This is a genomic window from Kaistella soli, assembly GCF_019038595.1.
GTDB lineage: Bacteria > Bacteroidota > Bacteroidia > Flavobacteriales > Weeksellaceae > Kaistella > Kaistella soli.
Genome location: NZ_JAHOPF010000012.1, coordinates 1 through 14,919 on the forward strand (window position 1 = coordinate 1; position 14,919 = coordinate 14,919).

At 37.8% G+C, this 14,919-nt stretch carries 10 protein-coding genes; 3 read left to right on the forward strand and 7 right to left on the reverse strand.

Translation table 11 applies throughout. From position 1 onward, the window contains the following. Nucleotides 1-468: 468 nt before the first annotated feature. From groL to KSK37_RS13780, 3 genes are all read right to left on the reverse strand, one after another. Nucleotides 469-2,091, reverse strand: coding sequence for a chaperonin GroEL (gene groL, locus KSK37_RS13770; RefSeq protein ID WP_217202105.1), 1,623 nt, complete (start codon nt 2,089-2,091; stop codon nt 469-471). Nucleotides 2,092-2,200: 109 nt separating this feature from the next. Next, on the reverse strand, nt 2,201-2,479 hold the full coding sequence (locus KSK37_RS13775; RefSeq protein ID WP_088359897.1) for a co-chaperone GroES: 279 nt from the start codon (nt 2,477-2,479) through the stop codon (nt 2,201-2,203). A 163-nt stretch (nt 2,480-2,642) separates the two neighbouring features. Beyond that, the gene (locus tag KSK37_RS13780) at nt 2,643-4,157 is read right to left on the reverse strand and encodes a trypsin-like peptidase domain-containing protein (protein WP_217202097.1); all 1,515 of its coding nucleotides are present in this window, start codon (nt 4,155-4,157) and stop codon (nt 2,643-2,645) included. 308 nt (nt 4,158-4,465) lie between these two features. Between KSK37_RS13780 and KSK37_RS13785 the strand changes: the two genes are divergently transcribed. Further along, the gene (locus KSK37_RS13785) at nt 4,466-5,380 is read left to right on the forward strand and encodes a dimethylarginine dimethylaminohydrolase family protein (RefSeq protein WP_217202098.1); all 915 of its coding nucleotides are present in this window, start codon (nt 4,466-4,468) and stop codon (nt 5,378-5,380) included. 60 nt (nt 5,381-5,440) lie between these two features. Here KSK37_RS13785 and KSK37_RS13790 read toward each other — a convergent pair whose 3' ends face one another. Continuing rightward, complete coding sequence (locus KSK37_RS13790) at nt 5,441-7,702, reverse strand: glycoside hydrolase family 3 C-terminal domain-containing protein (RefSeq protein WP_217202099.1); 2,262 nt, start codon at nt 7,700-7,702, stop codon at nt 5,441-5,443. Nucleotides 7,703-8,037: 335 nt separating this feature from the next. Between KSK37_RS13790 and ctlX the strand changes: the two genes are divergently transcribed. Next, nucleotides 8,038-8,964 (forward strand): citrulline utilization hydrolase CtlX, encoded by a 927-nt coding sequence (ctlX, locus tag KSK37_RS13795; protein WP_217202100.1) that lies wholly within the window; start codon nt 8,038-8,040, stop codon nt 8,962-8,964. Between the two features lie 75 nt (nt 8,965-9,039). Here the strand turns inward: ctlX and KSK37_RS13800 are convergent, their stop codons facing one another. From KSK37_RS13800 to nadD, 3 genes are all read right to left on the reverse strand, one after another. Then, entirely contained in the window at nt 9,040-11,307 is a 2,268-nt protein-coding gene (locus tag KSK37_RS13800) for an outer membrane beta-barrel family protein (RefSeq protein WP_217202101.1), read from the reverse strand. Nucleotides 11,308-11,649: 342 nt separating this feature from the next. After that, nucleotides 11,650-11,988 (reverse strand): DUF3817 domain-containing protein, encoded by a 339-nt coding sequence (locus KSK37_RS13805; RefSeq protein WP_217202102.1) that lies wholly within the window; start codon nt 11,986-11,988, stop codon nt 11,650-11,652. A gap of 19 nt (nt 11,989-12,007) precedes the next feature. After that, a complete protein-coding gene (gene nadD / locus KSK37_RS13810; protein ID WP_217202103.1) occupies nt 12,008-12,592 on the reverse strand; it encodes a nicotinate (nicotinamide) nucleotide adenylyltransferase in 585 nt (194 codons plus the stop codon). Nucleotides 12,593-12,797: 205 nt separating this feature from the next. On the opposite strand from nadD, the gene KSK37_RS13815 reads away from it, so the two are divergent. After that, nucleotides 12,798-14,402 carry a BamA/TamA family outer membrane protein gene (locus KSK37_RS13815; protein ID WP_217202104.1) on the forward strand — a complete coding sequence of 535 codons (1,605 nt, stop codon included), beginning with the start codon at nt 12,798-12,800 and terminating at the stop codon, nt 14,400-14,402. Nucleotides 14,403-14,919 lie beyond the last annotated feature (517 nt).

The following is a 14,919-nucleotide window of genomic DNA, read 5'->3' on the forward strand; positions in this document are numbered from 1 at the left end:
TAAAAAACTCAAAAGTCTGTTGAATATGTGTGCATTAAGCGCTAATAAATACGATATTGAACTGAAAGAATATTTTCAAAGAAAGGTTGGCGAGGGCAAAAATAAGATGCTAGTTCTAAACAACATCTGAAATAAGCTTCTGGCGAGGGTTTTCGCAGTTATCAACAGACAGGAACCATATGTTAATTTGAGAAAGTATGCCGCTTAAAAAAATGAGATTTTACTTGTTTTATACGATAGAATGCGGCAGCGGCGGTTAGAACATTAACGCCATTAAGAAACCAAATTACGCCGTCAGACACTGGAATGCACATGTTTTAAAAAGCTTGGTTTGTTAAATTAGCGGGCGGATTGCAACACACAACTTAAATCAAATCCACAAAAAAACCGCTCAGAAAACTCTGAGCGGATTTGATCTTTCCATAATCCTTCAAGGTTTTAAAAACGTTGAAGGATTGGGTTTTTATTTTACATCATTCCCGGCATACCGCCGCCCATTGGCATAGCTGGTTCTGCGCTTTTCACTTCGGTGATTACACATTCTGTAGTCAGCAACATTCCTGAAACGGATGCTGCGTTTTCCAATGCTACACGAACCACTTTCGTAGGATCGATAATTCCTGCTTCATACATGTTTACATATTCGTCAGTCTTCGCATTGAATCCGAAATCGCCGTTTCCTTCTGAAACTTTCGCAACGATTACTGAACCTTCACCACCTGCGTTGGCAACGATCTGTCTCAACGGCTCTTCAATCGCTCTTTTCACGATTTTGATCCCTGTAGACTCATCCTGGTTTGCACCTTCCAGATCTAATGCAGCGATTGCTCTTACCAAAGCAACACCACCTCCGGGAACGATACCTTCTTCCACCGCAGCTCTGGTTGCGTGTAAAGCATCATCCACACGGTCTTTTTTCTCTTTCATTTCTACTTCGGATGCTGCTCCTACATACAGTACGGCAACTCCACCTGCCAATTTAGCAAGTCTTTCCTGTAGTTTTTCTTTGTCGTAATCGGAAGTTGAAGATTCCATCTGCGCTTTGATCTGGGAAACTCTTCCTTTGATCTGCGCTTCGTCTCCTGCACCGTTTACGATGGTTGTATTGTCTTTATCGATCACAATTTTCTCAGCTGTTCCAAGCATTTCCAAAGTAGCATTTTCCATCGTGAAACCTCTTTCTTCAGAAATCACCTGACCTCCTGTCAAGATTGCGATATCTTCGAGCATTGCTTTTCTTCTGTCTCCGAATCCTGGAGCTTTTACAGCAGCAATTTTAAGTGAACCTCTTAATTTATTTACTACCAAAGTAGCCAAAGCTTCACCTTCAACTTCTTCGGAGATAATCAATAAAGATTTCCCTGCCTGTGCAACCGGCTCAAGAACCGGTAACAGTTCTTTCATTGAAGAGATTTTTTTCTCTACCAAAAGGATATAAGGATTCTCTAATTCAGCAACCATTTTTTCAGGATTGGTAACGAAATACGGAGACTGGTAACCTCTGTCAAACTGCATTCCTTCCACAACATCTACAGTAGTATCTGTTCCTTTAGCCTCTTCAACAGTAATTACTCCTTCTTTACCTACTTTCCCGAATGCTTCAGCAATCAAAGTTCCGATAGTATCATCGTTGTTTGCTGAGATCGATGCAACCTGCTTGATTTTTTCCGATGAATCACCAACTGCCTGAGACTGAGTTTTAAGGTTTTCAACAACAGCGATCACCGCTTTGTCGATTCCTCTTTTCAGATCCATTGGGTTTGCTCCTGCAGCAACGTTTTTCAAACCTTCACGTACGATAGCCTGTGCAAGAACAGTAGCGGTAGTAGTACCATCTCCTGCGATATCATTGGTTTTAGAAGCAACTTCTTTCACCATCTGAGCTCCCATGTTTTCTACACGGTCTTCCAGTTCAATTTCTTTTGCAACGGAAACTCCGTCTTTGGTAACGTGAGGTGCACCGAAAGATTTTTCGATTACTACGTTTCTGCCTTTTGGTCCCAAGGTTACTTTTACTGCATTAGCCAATGCATCCACTCCTCTTTTCAGAGCGTCTCTTGATTCAATATCGAATTTTATTTCTTTTGCCATAATATTTTTGCTTTCTGCTGTCGGCATTTTGCTTTCAGCGGTTTTAATAAGTATTTTAATTAAAAAATCCAACAATCAAAACAGATTGCTGAATGCAGATTGCTAATTGCTATCCGATAATTCCGAACAGGTCGTTTTCTTTTACGATAAGATAATCTTTACCGTCTAATTTCAATTCGGTTCCGGCGTATTTGCCATAAAGAACTTTGTCACCAACTTTTACTGTCATTGGTTCGTCTGTTTTTCCGTTTCCGACAGCGACTACTGTTCCTTCCTGTGGCTTTTCTTTTGCGGTGTCCGGAATGATGATTCCTGATGCAGTGGTAGTTTCTGCAGCGTTTGGTTCAATAAGAACTCGGTCTGCTAATGGTTTGAAATTTACTGACATATTTTTTTGGTTTAAATTATTAATGTATAGCCGTATTTTCTCTAAAAGAGTGCCAACAAAAGTAATCTGAAAATCTGTCATTCTCTGTTAAAGGAATGTGAAATTTTGGCAGAAAAAAAGTCATTCAGAAATCCTGAATGACTTTTTTATCTTTTCATTTTTATTAAGGCATTTTAAAGCCTCTTGTTGTAATTCTGCCGTATTCGTCGACATATTTCACCTGTACATTTCCGCTGTATCCCTGAAGGATTTTTTCAACATCCTTTTGGGAATTTACCGGTTTGCCATTCACTTCAATCACGATATAATTATCTACCACTCCGATTTTGGCCATTTCGCTGCCGTCCGCAACATTCTTAGCAATTACTCCGCTTGTTAATCCGTAATCTGTTTTGAAACGTTCGCTAAGCGGTTCAAATTCAGCCCCGATTTTTTCGGTTACCGTAAGGTCCGCTTTGCTTCGGAAAGAAGTTCCACCTTTCTGATCTTTAAGGGTAACGTTTACGGTATTTGATTTTCCGTTTCTCAGATATGTGACTGCAACTTTATCGCCAGGTCTCTTACTTCCCACCGCAAAGGAAAGGTCATAATAACTTGATACGACAGTATTGTCAACTTTAGTTACAATATCGCCGGTTTTTAATCCTGCGTCTTCTGCCCCGCCTTTTTCAGCAACCTCAATCAAATAAACTCCGTCCCCGGATTTTATATTGGTTTTCTTCTGCTGGTTATAAGCGGCAACCTGTCTCTGGTCAGACAAATCTAAAGGCACAACACCTAAAAATCCTCTCTGTACCAAACCGAATTTCTTAATATCTTCCACCACTTTTCTGGCCAGATTGGAAGGAACTGCAAATCCGTAACCTTCGTAATAGCCGGTTTTTGAAGAGATCGCAGAGTTAATTCCGATAAGTTCTCCGTTAGGATTTACCAATGCACCACCGGAATTTCCCGGATTAATTGCCGCATCCGTCTGGATGAAATTTTCAATCGGTGTTCTGGATTGCTGACTTAAAAGATCGATACTTCTACCTTTAGCGGAAACAATACCTGCAGTAACAGTAGAGTTTAAGCCCATCGGGTTTCCAACGGCCAATACCCACTGTCCAACTTCCACATTATCTGAATTGGCGAAATTCAGATAAGGCAAACCTTTTTCCTCAATTTTCAAAAGAGCGATATCCGTAGTTGGATCTGTTCCTACAAGATTTGCGATATAAGATTTCTTGTTGGAAAGAACGACTTCCAGTTTAGTAGCTCCGGCAATTACGTGGTTATTGGAAATAATGTAACCGTCCGGCGAAATAATAACTCCTGAACCCATCCCCGAAGGCATATCTTTTGGTGGCTGCTGTTGCTGTTGTTTTGGCTGTCCGCCGAAAGGGTTTCCGAAAAACAGATCGAACATATCCTGCTCGCTTCTGTTGGAAGTTCTGTTTGAATAATTCTTGATACTTACTACAGCGGGTACCGTCATTTTTGCGGCTTTCACAAAATCGTCACCAACGCCGGCCATATTGAATGATGCATATTTTGCATCGGTATTTTTAGGAGCGAAATAGGAAAACTCTGAGTCTCTGTTTCCTCCGTCAAAATAATTAATTGCTCCGAAAGTCGTTGCTCCGGAAATTACACCTACAAGCGCATAGGGAATTAGTTTTTTTAAGCTATTCTTCATTTCCATAAATTATTAAAAAAATTTATTAGTACTTACAGCACCAAATTTAATCCAAATCAGTATCAGATTAAAATGCATTGTTTCAATTTTAACTAAAAATTAACAACAATTATAACATTTTAATGATATCCTTCTATTTGATTGAAATTTTCCGGCAAAGTTAAAGATGAACAATCATAACTGCCGACATGAACGCCTTCAGTTTAGGTTAGCCAATCTTCATAAGAGAAGTGCCTTATCTTCTATTATTATTAAAAATTTCTTCACCTCAATTCCTTTGTTTAAATTTGTTTCAATCACTAATTTTTATGAATCTCAATATTACCAACGAAACTTCAAAACTTAAATCTGTCGTACTCGGAATGCCCAATTCAATGGGACCGGCGCATTCTCTGGAAGACAGCTACGATGCAAAGTCATACCATTCAATTCAAAACGGAACATACCCGCAGGAAAAAGACATCATTGATGAGATGACCGCATTCGAAAAAGTCCTGAAAAAGCATGGCGTTGAAGTATACCGACCGCATCTTATTGAGAATTACAACCAGGTTTTTGCGCGAGACGTCGCTTTTGTTATTGAGGATAAAATGATTATTTCAAATATCATTCAGGACCGTTATGACGAGCAGGATGCTTACCGTAAAATTTTCGCAAGAGTAGGCTGGAAAAAAATCATTAATCTTCCGGATACTGCCCACATCGAAGGCGGAGACGTAATTGTATGGAATGATTTCCTCTTCATCGGCACCTGTTTTTCTGAGGATTACCGCAATTTTAAAACAGCAAGAACCAACGAATACGCAATCGAAATTTTAAAAGAATATTTCCCGAAAAAGCGGATTATCGATCTTGAACTTAAAAAAAATGACACCGATCCTTTTAAAGGAATTCTGCATCTTGACTGTACTTTCAACCCTGTGGGCGAAGACAAATGTATTATTTATAAGGACGGTTTCGTAGATGAAAGCGATTACAGGCTTCTGATTGATATTTTCGGGGAAGAAAACTGCTTCCATGTGACGCAGCAGGAAATGTTCGAAATGAATCCCAATATTTTCTCCATCTCCAACGACATCGTTGTTTCGGATTCTTCTTTCACCAGAATGAACAATCACCTCAGGAATGAATGGGGAATGACGGTTGAAGAGATTCCGTACCGTGAGATTTCCAAAATGGGCGGACTTTTGAGATGCTCGACTTTGCCTTTGGTAAGAGAATAATTCAAAAATATCAAAAAGAAAATGGCTGTCCGTTTGACAGCCATTTTCTTTTAATGAAATTTAATTTAAAGTGAAAGTCACCTTCGTTTTAATGGCGTCGGAAGAATTTCCGATCAGCGCTTCGAACTCGCCGGGTTCTGCAACCCAATCATGCTTTTGGGCATCAAAATAACTTAAGGCAGTTTTGTCTATGGTAAACGTAACTTCTTTCTGCTCGCCTGGATTCAGAAACACTTTTTCGAAACCTTTCAGTTCTTTTGCAGGTCTTTCTACAGAGGATTTCACGTCTCTGATATAAAGCTGCGCAACTTCTGCCCCAGCTTTTTTACCGGTATTTTTTACAGAAACAGTAAAGGAAATTTGATCATTTTGTCCCATTGAAGTTCTGTCAGCTTTGGCTTTTCCAAATTCAAAACTGGTATAACTTAAACCGTGACCGAAACTGAACTGAGGTTTAATGTTTTTGGTATCGTGCCAACGGTAACCCACGAAAACTCCTTCGTTGTATCGGATATTAATGATGTTTTTCTGATCTTTCCCTTTTCCTGCCGCTAATTCTTCCTTATTTCCGGGATATTCACCCAATTGGTGAGCAGAATTATCTTCCAGTTTTACCGGGAAAGTGAATGGCAGTTTTCCTGAAGGATTTGCGTCCCCGGCTAAAATGGAAGCCAAAGAATTACCCGCTTCAGAGCCTAAATACCAACCCTGCAAAATTGCCGGAACCTCTTTTACCCACGGCATTGAGACCGCATTTCCGGTGATCAGAACGACCGCTAAATTTTTGTTGGCTTTTGCCAGTGCAGAAATTACTTTATCCTGGTTGTAAGGCAAATCCATGTTTTTTCTGTCGTTTCCTTCACTGTCCTGAAAATCACTTTTATTCAATCCTCCAACAAAGATTACAAAGTCTGATTTTTTCGCCAAAGCTACCGCTTCATTAATCAGTTCTGCTTCAGAACGGGAATCTTTCAAGTCCTGGCCGGTTTTTACACCGTTATAATCTCCGGTTACGTCTCCTACATATCCTCTTGCATACTGTACATCAGCTTTATCACCAAATCTTGCTTTAATTCCTTCCAGCGGAAGCGTCTCATGTTTCACTTTCAAAGACGAAGATCCTCCACCCACGGTCATCATTTTAATTGCGTTTTCGCCAATTACCGCGATAGTTTTTGTTTTATTAATATCAATCGGCAAAGTGTTTTTCTGGTTTTGAAGCAACACGATTCCTTCTTCACCAACCTGTTTTGCAACCGCTTTGTGTTCTGCCGAGGCAATGCTGCCAAAAGGTTTGTTGCGGTTCATCGTGGTATTGAAAGCCAGACGGAGAATCCTTCTGACCTTATCATCTAATTCTTTAGTTCCAACTTTTCCTGATTTAATAAGTTTTAAATAAGGATATGCCAAATAATAATTATCATAAGCGTTGCTGGTTCCTTCGGAAAGTCCGTTGGTCCATGATCCGAACTCCATGTCCAGTCCGTTAAAGATCGCCTGTTCAGTGCTTGTAACCGCGCCCCAGTCGGAAACTACCACTCCTTTGTAACCCCATTCTCCTTTGAGGATATCATTCAGTAAATATTGATTCTGACTGGCGAACTGATTTTTATAAAGATCGTAAGCTCCCATGATTGTCCAGGAATCGCCTTCGGTTACGGCTGCTTTAAAAGCAGGCAGATAAATTTCATACAGCGCACGGTCATCTACAATCACATTGCTGGTGTGACGGAACATTTCCTGATTGTTCAATGCAAAATGTTTTACGCTGGTTGCAACACCGTTCGACTGCACTCCCTTAATATATGGAACAACCATTTTCGAAGCCAGAAACGGATCTTCTCCCATATATTCGAAATTTCTTCCATTTAAAGGAGTACGGTAAATATTAACTCCAGGACCTAAAAGAATATCTTTTTTCCTGTAACGCGCTTCTTCGCCCAATGCTTTTCCGTAGTTCCAGGACATCTTTTTATTCCAAGTTGCTGCCAAAGCTGTTAAAGCCGGATAAGCGACAATCGAATCATTTGTCCAGCCGGCCTGATCCCACTCATCCCAAAGCACTTCCGGACGAACGCCGTGCGGACCATCTGTTGCCCAGAATTCAGGAATTCCTAACCGCGGAACACCCGGAGAACTGAATTTAGACTGTGCATGAAGCATCGCCACTTTTTCTTCAAGAGTCATTTTAGATAAAGCATCTTCTATTCTCTGTTCTACAGTTTTAGATTCGTCCAAATATACCGGAACAGTAGCGTTCTGCGCATTTCCATGGAAATATGTTACAGTAAGAACCATAACCATGATAATTTTTTTCAACATAAAATCTTTATTTAAGCAATGATAAATATAGTAAAATATAATTTATGTCTCAAATTGAGAAAATAAAAACCTGTTGTGAGATTACATATTTTATAACAAACTAATATTCAGTACCATAAATAAAAATCAGTTTATTTAAAATGAATTTTAAGCTTCCGGAAAGTAAAATGTAATGCTGTAGTTTTAGCAAAATTTTCGGTTCAGATCTTTGAATTTGCTTTCTTGATAAAAATTGTTCCATAAAGATTTAAGAAAGAAGCTATTTAAAACAGATATTTATCAGGAACATTTCTTTAATCCGGGGAATTAATTATTTTTGTTACAATTAAAGAAAAATGCAGACAACAGACACCGTTTTAATGATTGAGCCGATCGCTTTCGGATACAATGCACAAACCGCCGAGAATAATTATTTTCAGATAGAACAGAAAAACACTGGCATTCAGGAAAAAGCACTGGAAGAATTCAACAGTTTTGTGGAAAAACTTCGCAATAAAGGAATTAATGTAATTACCATAAAGGACACGCTGGTTCCCCATTCTCCGGATTCGATTTTTCCCAACAACTGGGTGAGTTTTCATAAAGACGGAAAAGTGGCTCTGTATCCCATGTTTGCGCCGAACAGAAGAGTTGAACGCCGAGAGGATATTTTGGAAACGCTTAAAAACAAAGGTTTTGAAATCACTAAAACGGATGATCTTTCCCATTTTGAGGACGAAAATAAATTCCTGGAAGGCACCGGAAGTATGATTTTCGATCATGACAACAAAATTGCTTACGGCTCAGTATCACTTCGTCTGGACGAGGAACTTTTCAGAAATTTCTGTACAAAATACGGCTTTATACCTGTGGTTTTCCATTCCTACCAAAATGCCGGCGGCCAAAGACTGCCGATATATCACACCAATGTGATGATGTGCGTTGCCGATCAGTTTGTGGTTATTTGTCTGGACTGTATCGATGATGAACTTGAGCGGGAAAAAGTTCAGGAAGTAATCAAATCAAGCGGAAAACAGATTATAGAAATTTCGGAAGACCAGCTGCAGCAGTTTGCAGGAAATATGCTTCAGGTACAGAATACTGAAGGCAAAAAGTTTTTGGTAATGAGTAAAACGGCTTATAAATCATTGACTTCTGACCAAATCTGGAACATCGAAAAATACTGCGAAATCATTTATTCAGATTTAAATACTATTGAAACCAACGGCGGCGGAAGCGCAAGATGTATGCTTGCAGAAGTATTTTTGCCTAAAGCAAAATAAACAGACTAAAAAATGAAAATCCCCGGAAATTTCCGGGGATTTTCTTTGAAAAATATAATTGAGTTTAGAAAAAATTTATTTTGTTCTCGATTTTATTTCGTCAGAAGCATTCTCGATGTTTCTCACTTTTTTTACCTTCTGGTTTCCGAAGTTATAAACGATACTTGCGCCAACACTCTGTCTGTACATGTTATTTTGCACATAGTTGTAATTTCCGTTTGCCTGGTAATCTTCAATTTCTACAACATTGGTTTTCAAGATATCATTTACGTTTACGGTAAAGGTCCAGTCGTTCCAGATTTTTTTCAGGCTCAAATCCAGACTTGAAAGATTTTTGAGCATTCCCAGTTCGATTTGCTGTTGGTCAACGTAAAAGAAGTTGACGCCTGCAAACCATGTTTTTTTCTTGTCAAGCCTGATGTTATTATTGGTTTGGATTACAAAACTTGTCGAGTTGGTATTGTTGGTATACATCGGGAAAATATCTCCGGTTGTCGGATCTACACTCAAACTGCCATTATTTCTGTTATGCTGCACACCGATATTGAAATTGGTCGTCCAGGCCTGTTTAAAGAAAGACTTCTGAATTCCGAACATGGCAGACATTTCCTGTTTGTCTCCAAAATTGGTTCTGATATACCGCAGCTGGTTCTGTTCTCCAACGCTTCCGTCAGCGTGAACAGGAATCCCCTGTAACGGAACCTGTGTGATAATATCTTTCTCCAACGAATGATTCAGAATAAGGAAATATGAATTTTTAAACATATAAGTAAGCTCCTGATTATAAGATGACGAAGCTTTTACGAATGGATTATTCTGCACGTAATTGTTTTCGGTAAGAATATTTTTAACCGGATTAATTTCCCAGAAACTCGGTCTTCTCATTCGGCTTGAAAAAGCGTAGGAAATATTGTTTTTATCGTTAATTGCATAGTTCAGGCTTATGTAAGGAAGTACATTGCTGTAATTTCTTTCAATTTTCCGCAAACTTATATCCTGTGCGTTGTCCGAAGTACCTGTGCTTTTGGTCATTTCGTAGCGCGTCCCGGCTTTTCCGGAAAATTTATCTGAGAATTTTTTCTCAACGGTAACATACAGGCCGTAAATATTTTCATCGTATAAGAAATGGTTTGGCGCAGATAATTGTTTTTCATGATTCAAGCTTCCGTTCGCATTATAAAAATAATTGGTGGTTTCGCTTTTAGTATCGTTGTCTGTTTTTGTTTTGTTGTAATTCCCACCTACCGAAACGGTAAGATCATTTTTAAATTTCTGGATATAATCTGCCATTCCGGAAAAATTATTGATCAGCTGCGGAAGATTCTGAGTCACGAACTGCAGTCGTTCTCCATCAATACCATTTGCGGAACTCTGCAATGTTTCATTATCAGTACTCTGAAATCTTTTAAAATTTAAATAAGCAGCGTTTAAATTTAACTTACTTCCTAAACTGTCAGTTTTGAGTTCATAATTAAGATTCAAATTATTGTTGTAAGAACGCGCATCTTCTTTGTTTTTAGAACGGCTGTACTTTGTTTCCCATACATTGTCATTATTCAGCGTTCTGATCGTATTAAAAAGATCAACGGTAGAATTATAACTTTTATTCGCCCAGGTATTCCATGAGAGCGCCATATTTGATTTTTCGGTTAACTGATAATCAATATTCAGATAGCCACCGAGATTTTTGTTTGGATCTACAATATCACCGACAGATTCATTAGTAGCTTTGCTGTTGCCGTTACGCAAAACATAACTCTGAGGCTGTATGTTTTCGCTGCCTGTGACATTCGCCGAGATGCCTAATTTATCCTTTCTGTAATTTGCGGAAAAACTTGAGGAATTGGTGCTATAAATATTAGCTGAACTCGCCATTCTCATATTTCCGTTAAGACCGTTGGTCATTTTTTTCTTCATTACAATATTGATGATGCCGTCAGAAGCTTCCACCTGAAATTCACTTCCCGGCATCGTAATCACTTCGATTTTCTGAATATTTTCTGCCGGAGTATTTTTAAGAAACTGAGCTAAAGACTGTGCATCCATATTCGACTTTCTTCCGTCAATATAAATAACTGCATTATTTTTACCTGCAATTTTCAACGTACTTTCATCAGTGGTGGAAATTAGCGGTGTCTGCTTAAGAATATCAAAAGTCGTACTTCCCTTTGCAACAGGAGCGTTTGAAATATCATATACGAAACGGTCACTTTCTTTTTTGAAGACTTTTTTGGTCATCAGAACTTCCTGAATGTTTTGAACTTTTGTACTGTCGTTCTTGGTACCCTGCCCAAAGGCAACAATTCCGGTAAGCAGCGACAGAGAGATCAGTAGTTTTTTCATGGTTTTGTTTTTTTTAAAAAAGGAAAGAAGGAACCGCGGTTATTAGTTTGTAAAATGGTTATCAGCGAATTATTAGTTTTTTGATTCCTTCTTTCTTTATAGTTATTAGTTTTATTTAGTAGTATTACAATGCAAAGATATGTGAATTATTTAGTAATATGCAATACAAAGTAGTAAATAAATATTAATTAAATGTTCAACTTGCTGATTATCAGCTATAATAATTTCATCTTAAATTTAAGTTCTACTATAATAGACAACAAAACTCACCTCTTTGTTACATTAAAAACAAAAAAAGAGCAGAAATTTCTGCTCTTTTTAATAATTTGGTGTTAAAAAAGATTATTCTCTGTCGAAGCGGGCAAGTTTTTTATCAATCCAAATCGTTGCGAATGGAAAGAAAGCGGAAACTAGCGCAAAAACGCTGTCTTCATCATCCCAGTTATATATTTTTCTCGCCGACATCAGCAGCAGAAGATAAAGTGTAAAAAATAGTCCGTGAATATTACCGATGATAATAATATAGATTGTAGGCAAAAGTCCTTCCCGGTCATAACGGATCCAGATCATTGCGGTAAAAAGAAAAAACCAGGAAACCGCCTCTGCCAGACATATTTGTTTAAACCATTTGACCAGTTTTTCTTCGGGGTATTTTGCAAAATATTTTTCGATACTGTTCATTTACTCTACTCTTTTTATTCTATTTATAAAAATTACTTCCATCCAGATATTCAAAAACTTCAGGCGGCAACATCGGTCTTACATTTTTACCGGCTTTAATCATATTTCTGATTTCTGTTGCAGAAAGTTCGATAACCGGTGCACTGATCAGCGAAATATTCTCATGCTGCAAATACTCGTGATCTTTCTTTTCTCCCTCGAAAGTTCTTGGATATACAATAATCTGGTGGTTCTTAATCAGTGCTTCTGAATTTTTCCATTTGGAAAGCCCATCCAGATTATCTTCGCCCATTATCAAAGCAAAAGAATTAGCCGGATATTTTTCCTGAAGGTAGGTTAACGTGTCGATTGTATAACTCGGTCGCGGTAAAGAAAACTCTACATTGGAAGCTCGCATTTTCGGATAATTCTTTACAGCAAGCTGCACCATATCAAGCCGGTTGTGATCTTTCAGCAAAGATTTTTTTTCTTTAAACGGATTTTGCGGACTCACGACGAACCACAGCTCTTCCATATCCGAGTTTTCCAGAATATAGTTCGCCAAAATTAAATGACCGATGTGAATGGGATTGAAACTCCCGAAAAACAAACCTACTTTCTTCATGAATCTTATTAAAAAACTAGGATAAATCCAGAAATTTTTATGATGGTAAAGGTAAAGAAATAATTCCTATACCCCAAGAAAAGGGTAATTACACCAGTGAATCTGAAATTAAAAAGGTCAGAATTAAAGTTGCTTCTTTTTAAAAATATAAGTTTGAAATATAATAAACTTCCGTAAATTGAGTTCAAATTGTCAAACTTCATTATTGAAAAAATTCCCGTCCATATTTCTCATTTTTCTCTGTGTTTTTATCAAAGCACAGGAAAAGCAATTTTGGATGGTTGATGTTGAGACTAATCATAAAACATTGGTTAAAGATTCAGTTGCTGCAACAAAATTTCTCGATTCTCTTTCTCAGAATAATTATTATTTAACTCAACTGACGGATGTAAAAAAAGAAGGTAATATAACCCAAATTTTTTTTGATAAAGGAAAAAACTTTAATCAGGCTATTGTAAAAACCTCCGACGAAATTGCTGAAAACGCTAAATTAAAAAAAGAATTCTTTACCAAAAACCTTGATTCTCTTAAAAAAGCAATCAGCGAAAACTTCCGTAACCAGGGTTTTGCTTTTAACCGTGTAAAAGCAAAATTTTTAGGCATTGAAAACAACGTCCCAAAGGTTGAAATTTCCGTTATCAAAGGAAACCGCAGAATGATTGACGGCTTTGTGATCAAAGGTTACGAAAAAGTGCCCAAACGGTTTATTAAAAATATTGAAAAAGAGTTTAAGGGAAAAAATTGTGATGATAAAAACTTAATTCAACTTAACCAGTCTTTGCAGAATCATCCTTTTATTTTACTCGACAAACCTCCCCAAACTCTTTTCACGAAAGATTCTACACATGTATTTCTTTTTCTGCAGAAGAAAAAATCAAATACTTTCGACGGAATTATCGGTTTTGGAAATGATAAAGCTGATAAATTTTCTTTTAACGGAAGCCTGAATGTGAATTTCAGGAACATGTTTAACGGTTTTGAAACGGTGAATATTTTCTGGCAAAGAAACCCGGACAAGGGTCAAACTTTTGATCTGAAAATCGATATCCCTTACCTTTTCAGCTCTAACATCGGGACGAATGTGAATGTGAATATTTACCGGCAGGATTCTGTTTTTGCAAATGTTAAATTTCTTCCAAGTGTGTACCTGCATTTAAGCAACCGCCAGAAACTGGGACTTCGCGGCACTTTCGAAACTTCTGCAGTGATGGATTCTCTATATGTTCAGGGAAAAGATTACAGCAAAAAAGGAATTGGGGTTTGGTATGATTTCACTGAACCATCCGATGTGGAACTCTTTCTTTATAAAACAAGAATCCGCGCCGAAGCTGATTACGTTGCCACCAACTATTCTAAAGAAAACAATAATGTCAGCCAAAATAACTTCTACTTTTCAGGAGAAAGAAATTTCTATATCTCCGGTAATAATTATCTGAATCTGAAGGCTGAAACGGCTTTAATGAATTCAAAAAATGAACTGGCTTCAAATGAATTACTCCGTTTTGGCGGCTGGAATTCTTTCCGTGGATTCAACGAGAATGCGCTGCTGGCAGATTTTTACTATTTCGGAACTGCTGAATACCGTTATTTGGTAGGAAATCAAGCGTTTTTTGATGTTTTCGGACAGTATGGTGAGCTAAATAATAAAAGCCTTTCTCTTAAGCCCAAATTATACAGTTTTGGTTTGGGATTCAATTTCTTTTTACCGATTGGTTTAATGAGTTTTCAGATTTCGAATGGAAACGAATTCGGAAATGCTGTAAAGTTTGGGGATACTAAAATTCATTGGGGAATTCTGAGCAGGTTTTGATTCAGTTACTATTTATTATATAAGCGTCCAAGCTCTTTATTTCATAAAACAATCACCAAAGACATTCACTTCAGGGTTCAATCCCAATTATGAGATTGTTTTTAACCTAATTATTTCATCTTAAAACTTGGAAACACCCACCTGATTCGGATTTAATGAGGATCTGCTGCTATTAAATAAGTTGAAAACAGATTGCAGTTCTTATTGGCTAATGGAGCTGATAAGTCTAAAATATGAAAAGGTATCGTAACAAAAATTCTTGATTGCTTTATGAGGAACTGATAACTTGGCGGTTTGATATTTATAATTGTCGGTTAATATTATCCTTTATGCAGCCGTTTAACGTTGTTCCCAAGTTTATGGTTTAGTTTGAGTGGTTTGATCTTGAGGTTTTCGGCAAGTTTATACCAAAAAAAATCCTCAATCAAGTAAATGATTGAGGATTAAAAAAAACTGGCGGCGACCTACTCTCCCGCTTTCGCAGTACCATCGGCGCTAGAGGGCTTAACTTCTGTGT

Excerpts from the sequence above, each read along its gene's own strand:
- groL (WP_217202105.1), bottom strand. The coding sequence starts at position 2,091 with ATGGCAAAAGAAATAAAATTCGATATTGAATCAAGAGACGCTCTGAAA.
- KSK37_RS13775 (WP_088359897.1), bottom strand. The coding sequence starts at position 2,479 with ATGTCAGTAAATTTCAAACCATTAGCAGACCGAGTTCTTATTGAACCA.
- KSK37_RS13780 (WP_217202097.1), bottom strand. The coding sequence starts at position 4,157 with ATGAAGAATAGCTTAAAAAAACTAATTCCCTATGCGCTTGTAGGTGTA.
- KSK37_RS13785 (WP_217202098.1), top strand. The coding sequence starts at position 4,466 with ATGAATCTCAATATTACCAACGAAACTTCAAAACTTAAATCTGTCGTA.
- KSK37_RS13790 (WP_217202099.1), bottom strand. The coding sequence starts at position 7,702 with ATGTTGAAAAAAATTATCATGGTTATGGTTCTTACTGTAACATATTTC.
- ctlX (WP_217202100.1), top strand. The coding sequence starts at position 8,038 with ATGCAGACAACAGACACCGTTTTAATGATTGAGCCGATCGCTTTCGGA.
- KSK37_RS13800 (WP_217202101.1), bottom strand. The coding sequence starts at position 11,307 with ATGAAAAAACTACTGATCTCTCTGTCGCTGCTTACCGGAATTGTTGCC.
- KSK37_RS13805 (WP_217202102.1), bottom strand. The coding sequence starts at position 11,988 with ATGAACAGTATCGAAAAATATTTTGCAAAATACCCCGAAGAAAAACTG.
- nadD (WP_217202103.1), bottom strand. The coding sequence starts at position 12,592 with ATGAAGAAAGTAGGTTTGTTTTTCGGGAGTTTCAATCCCATTCACATC.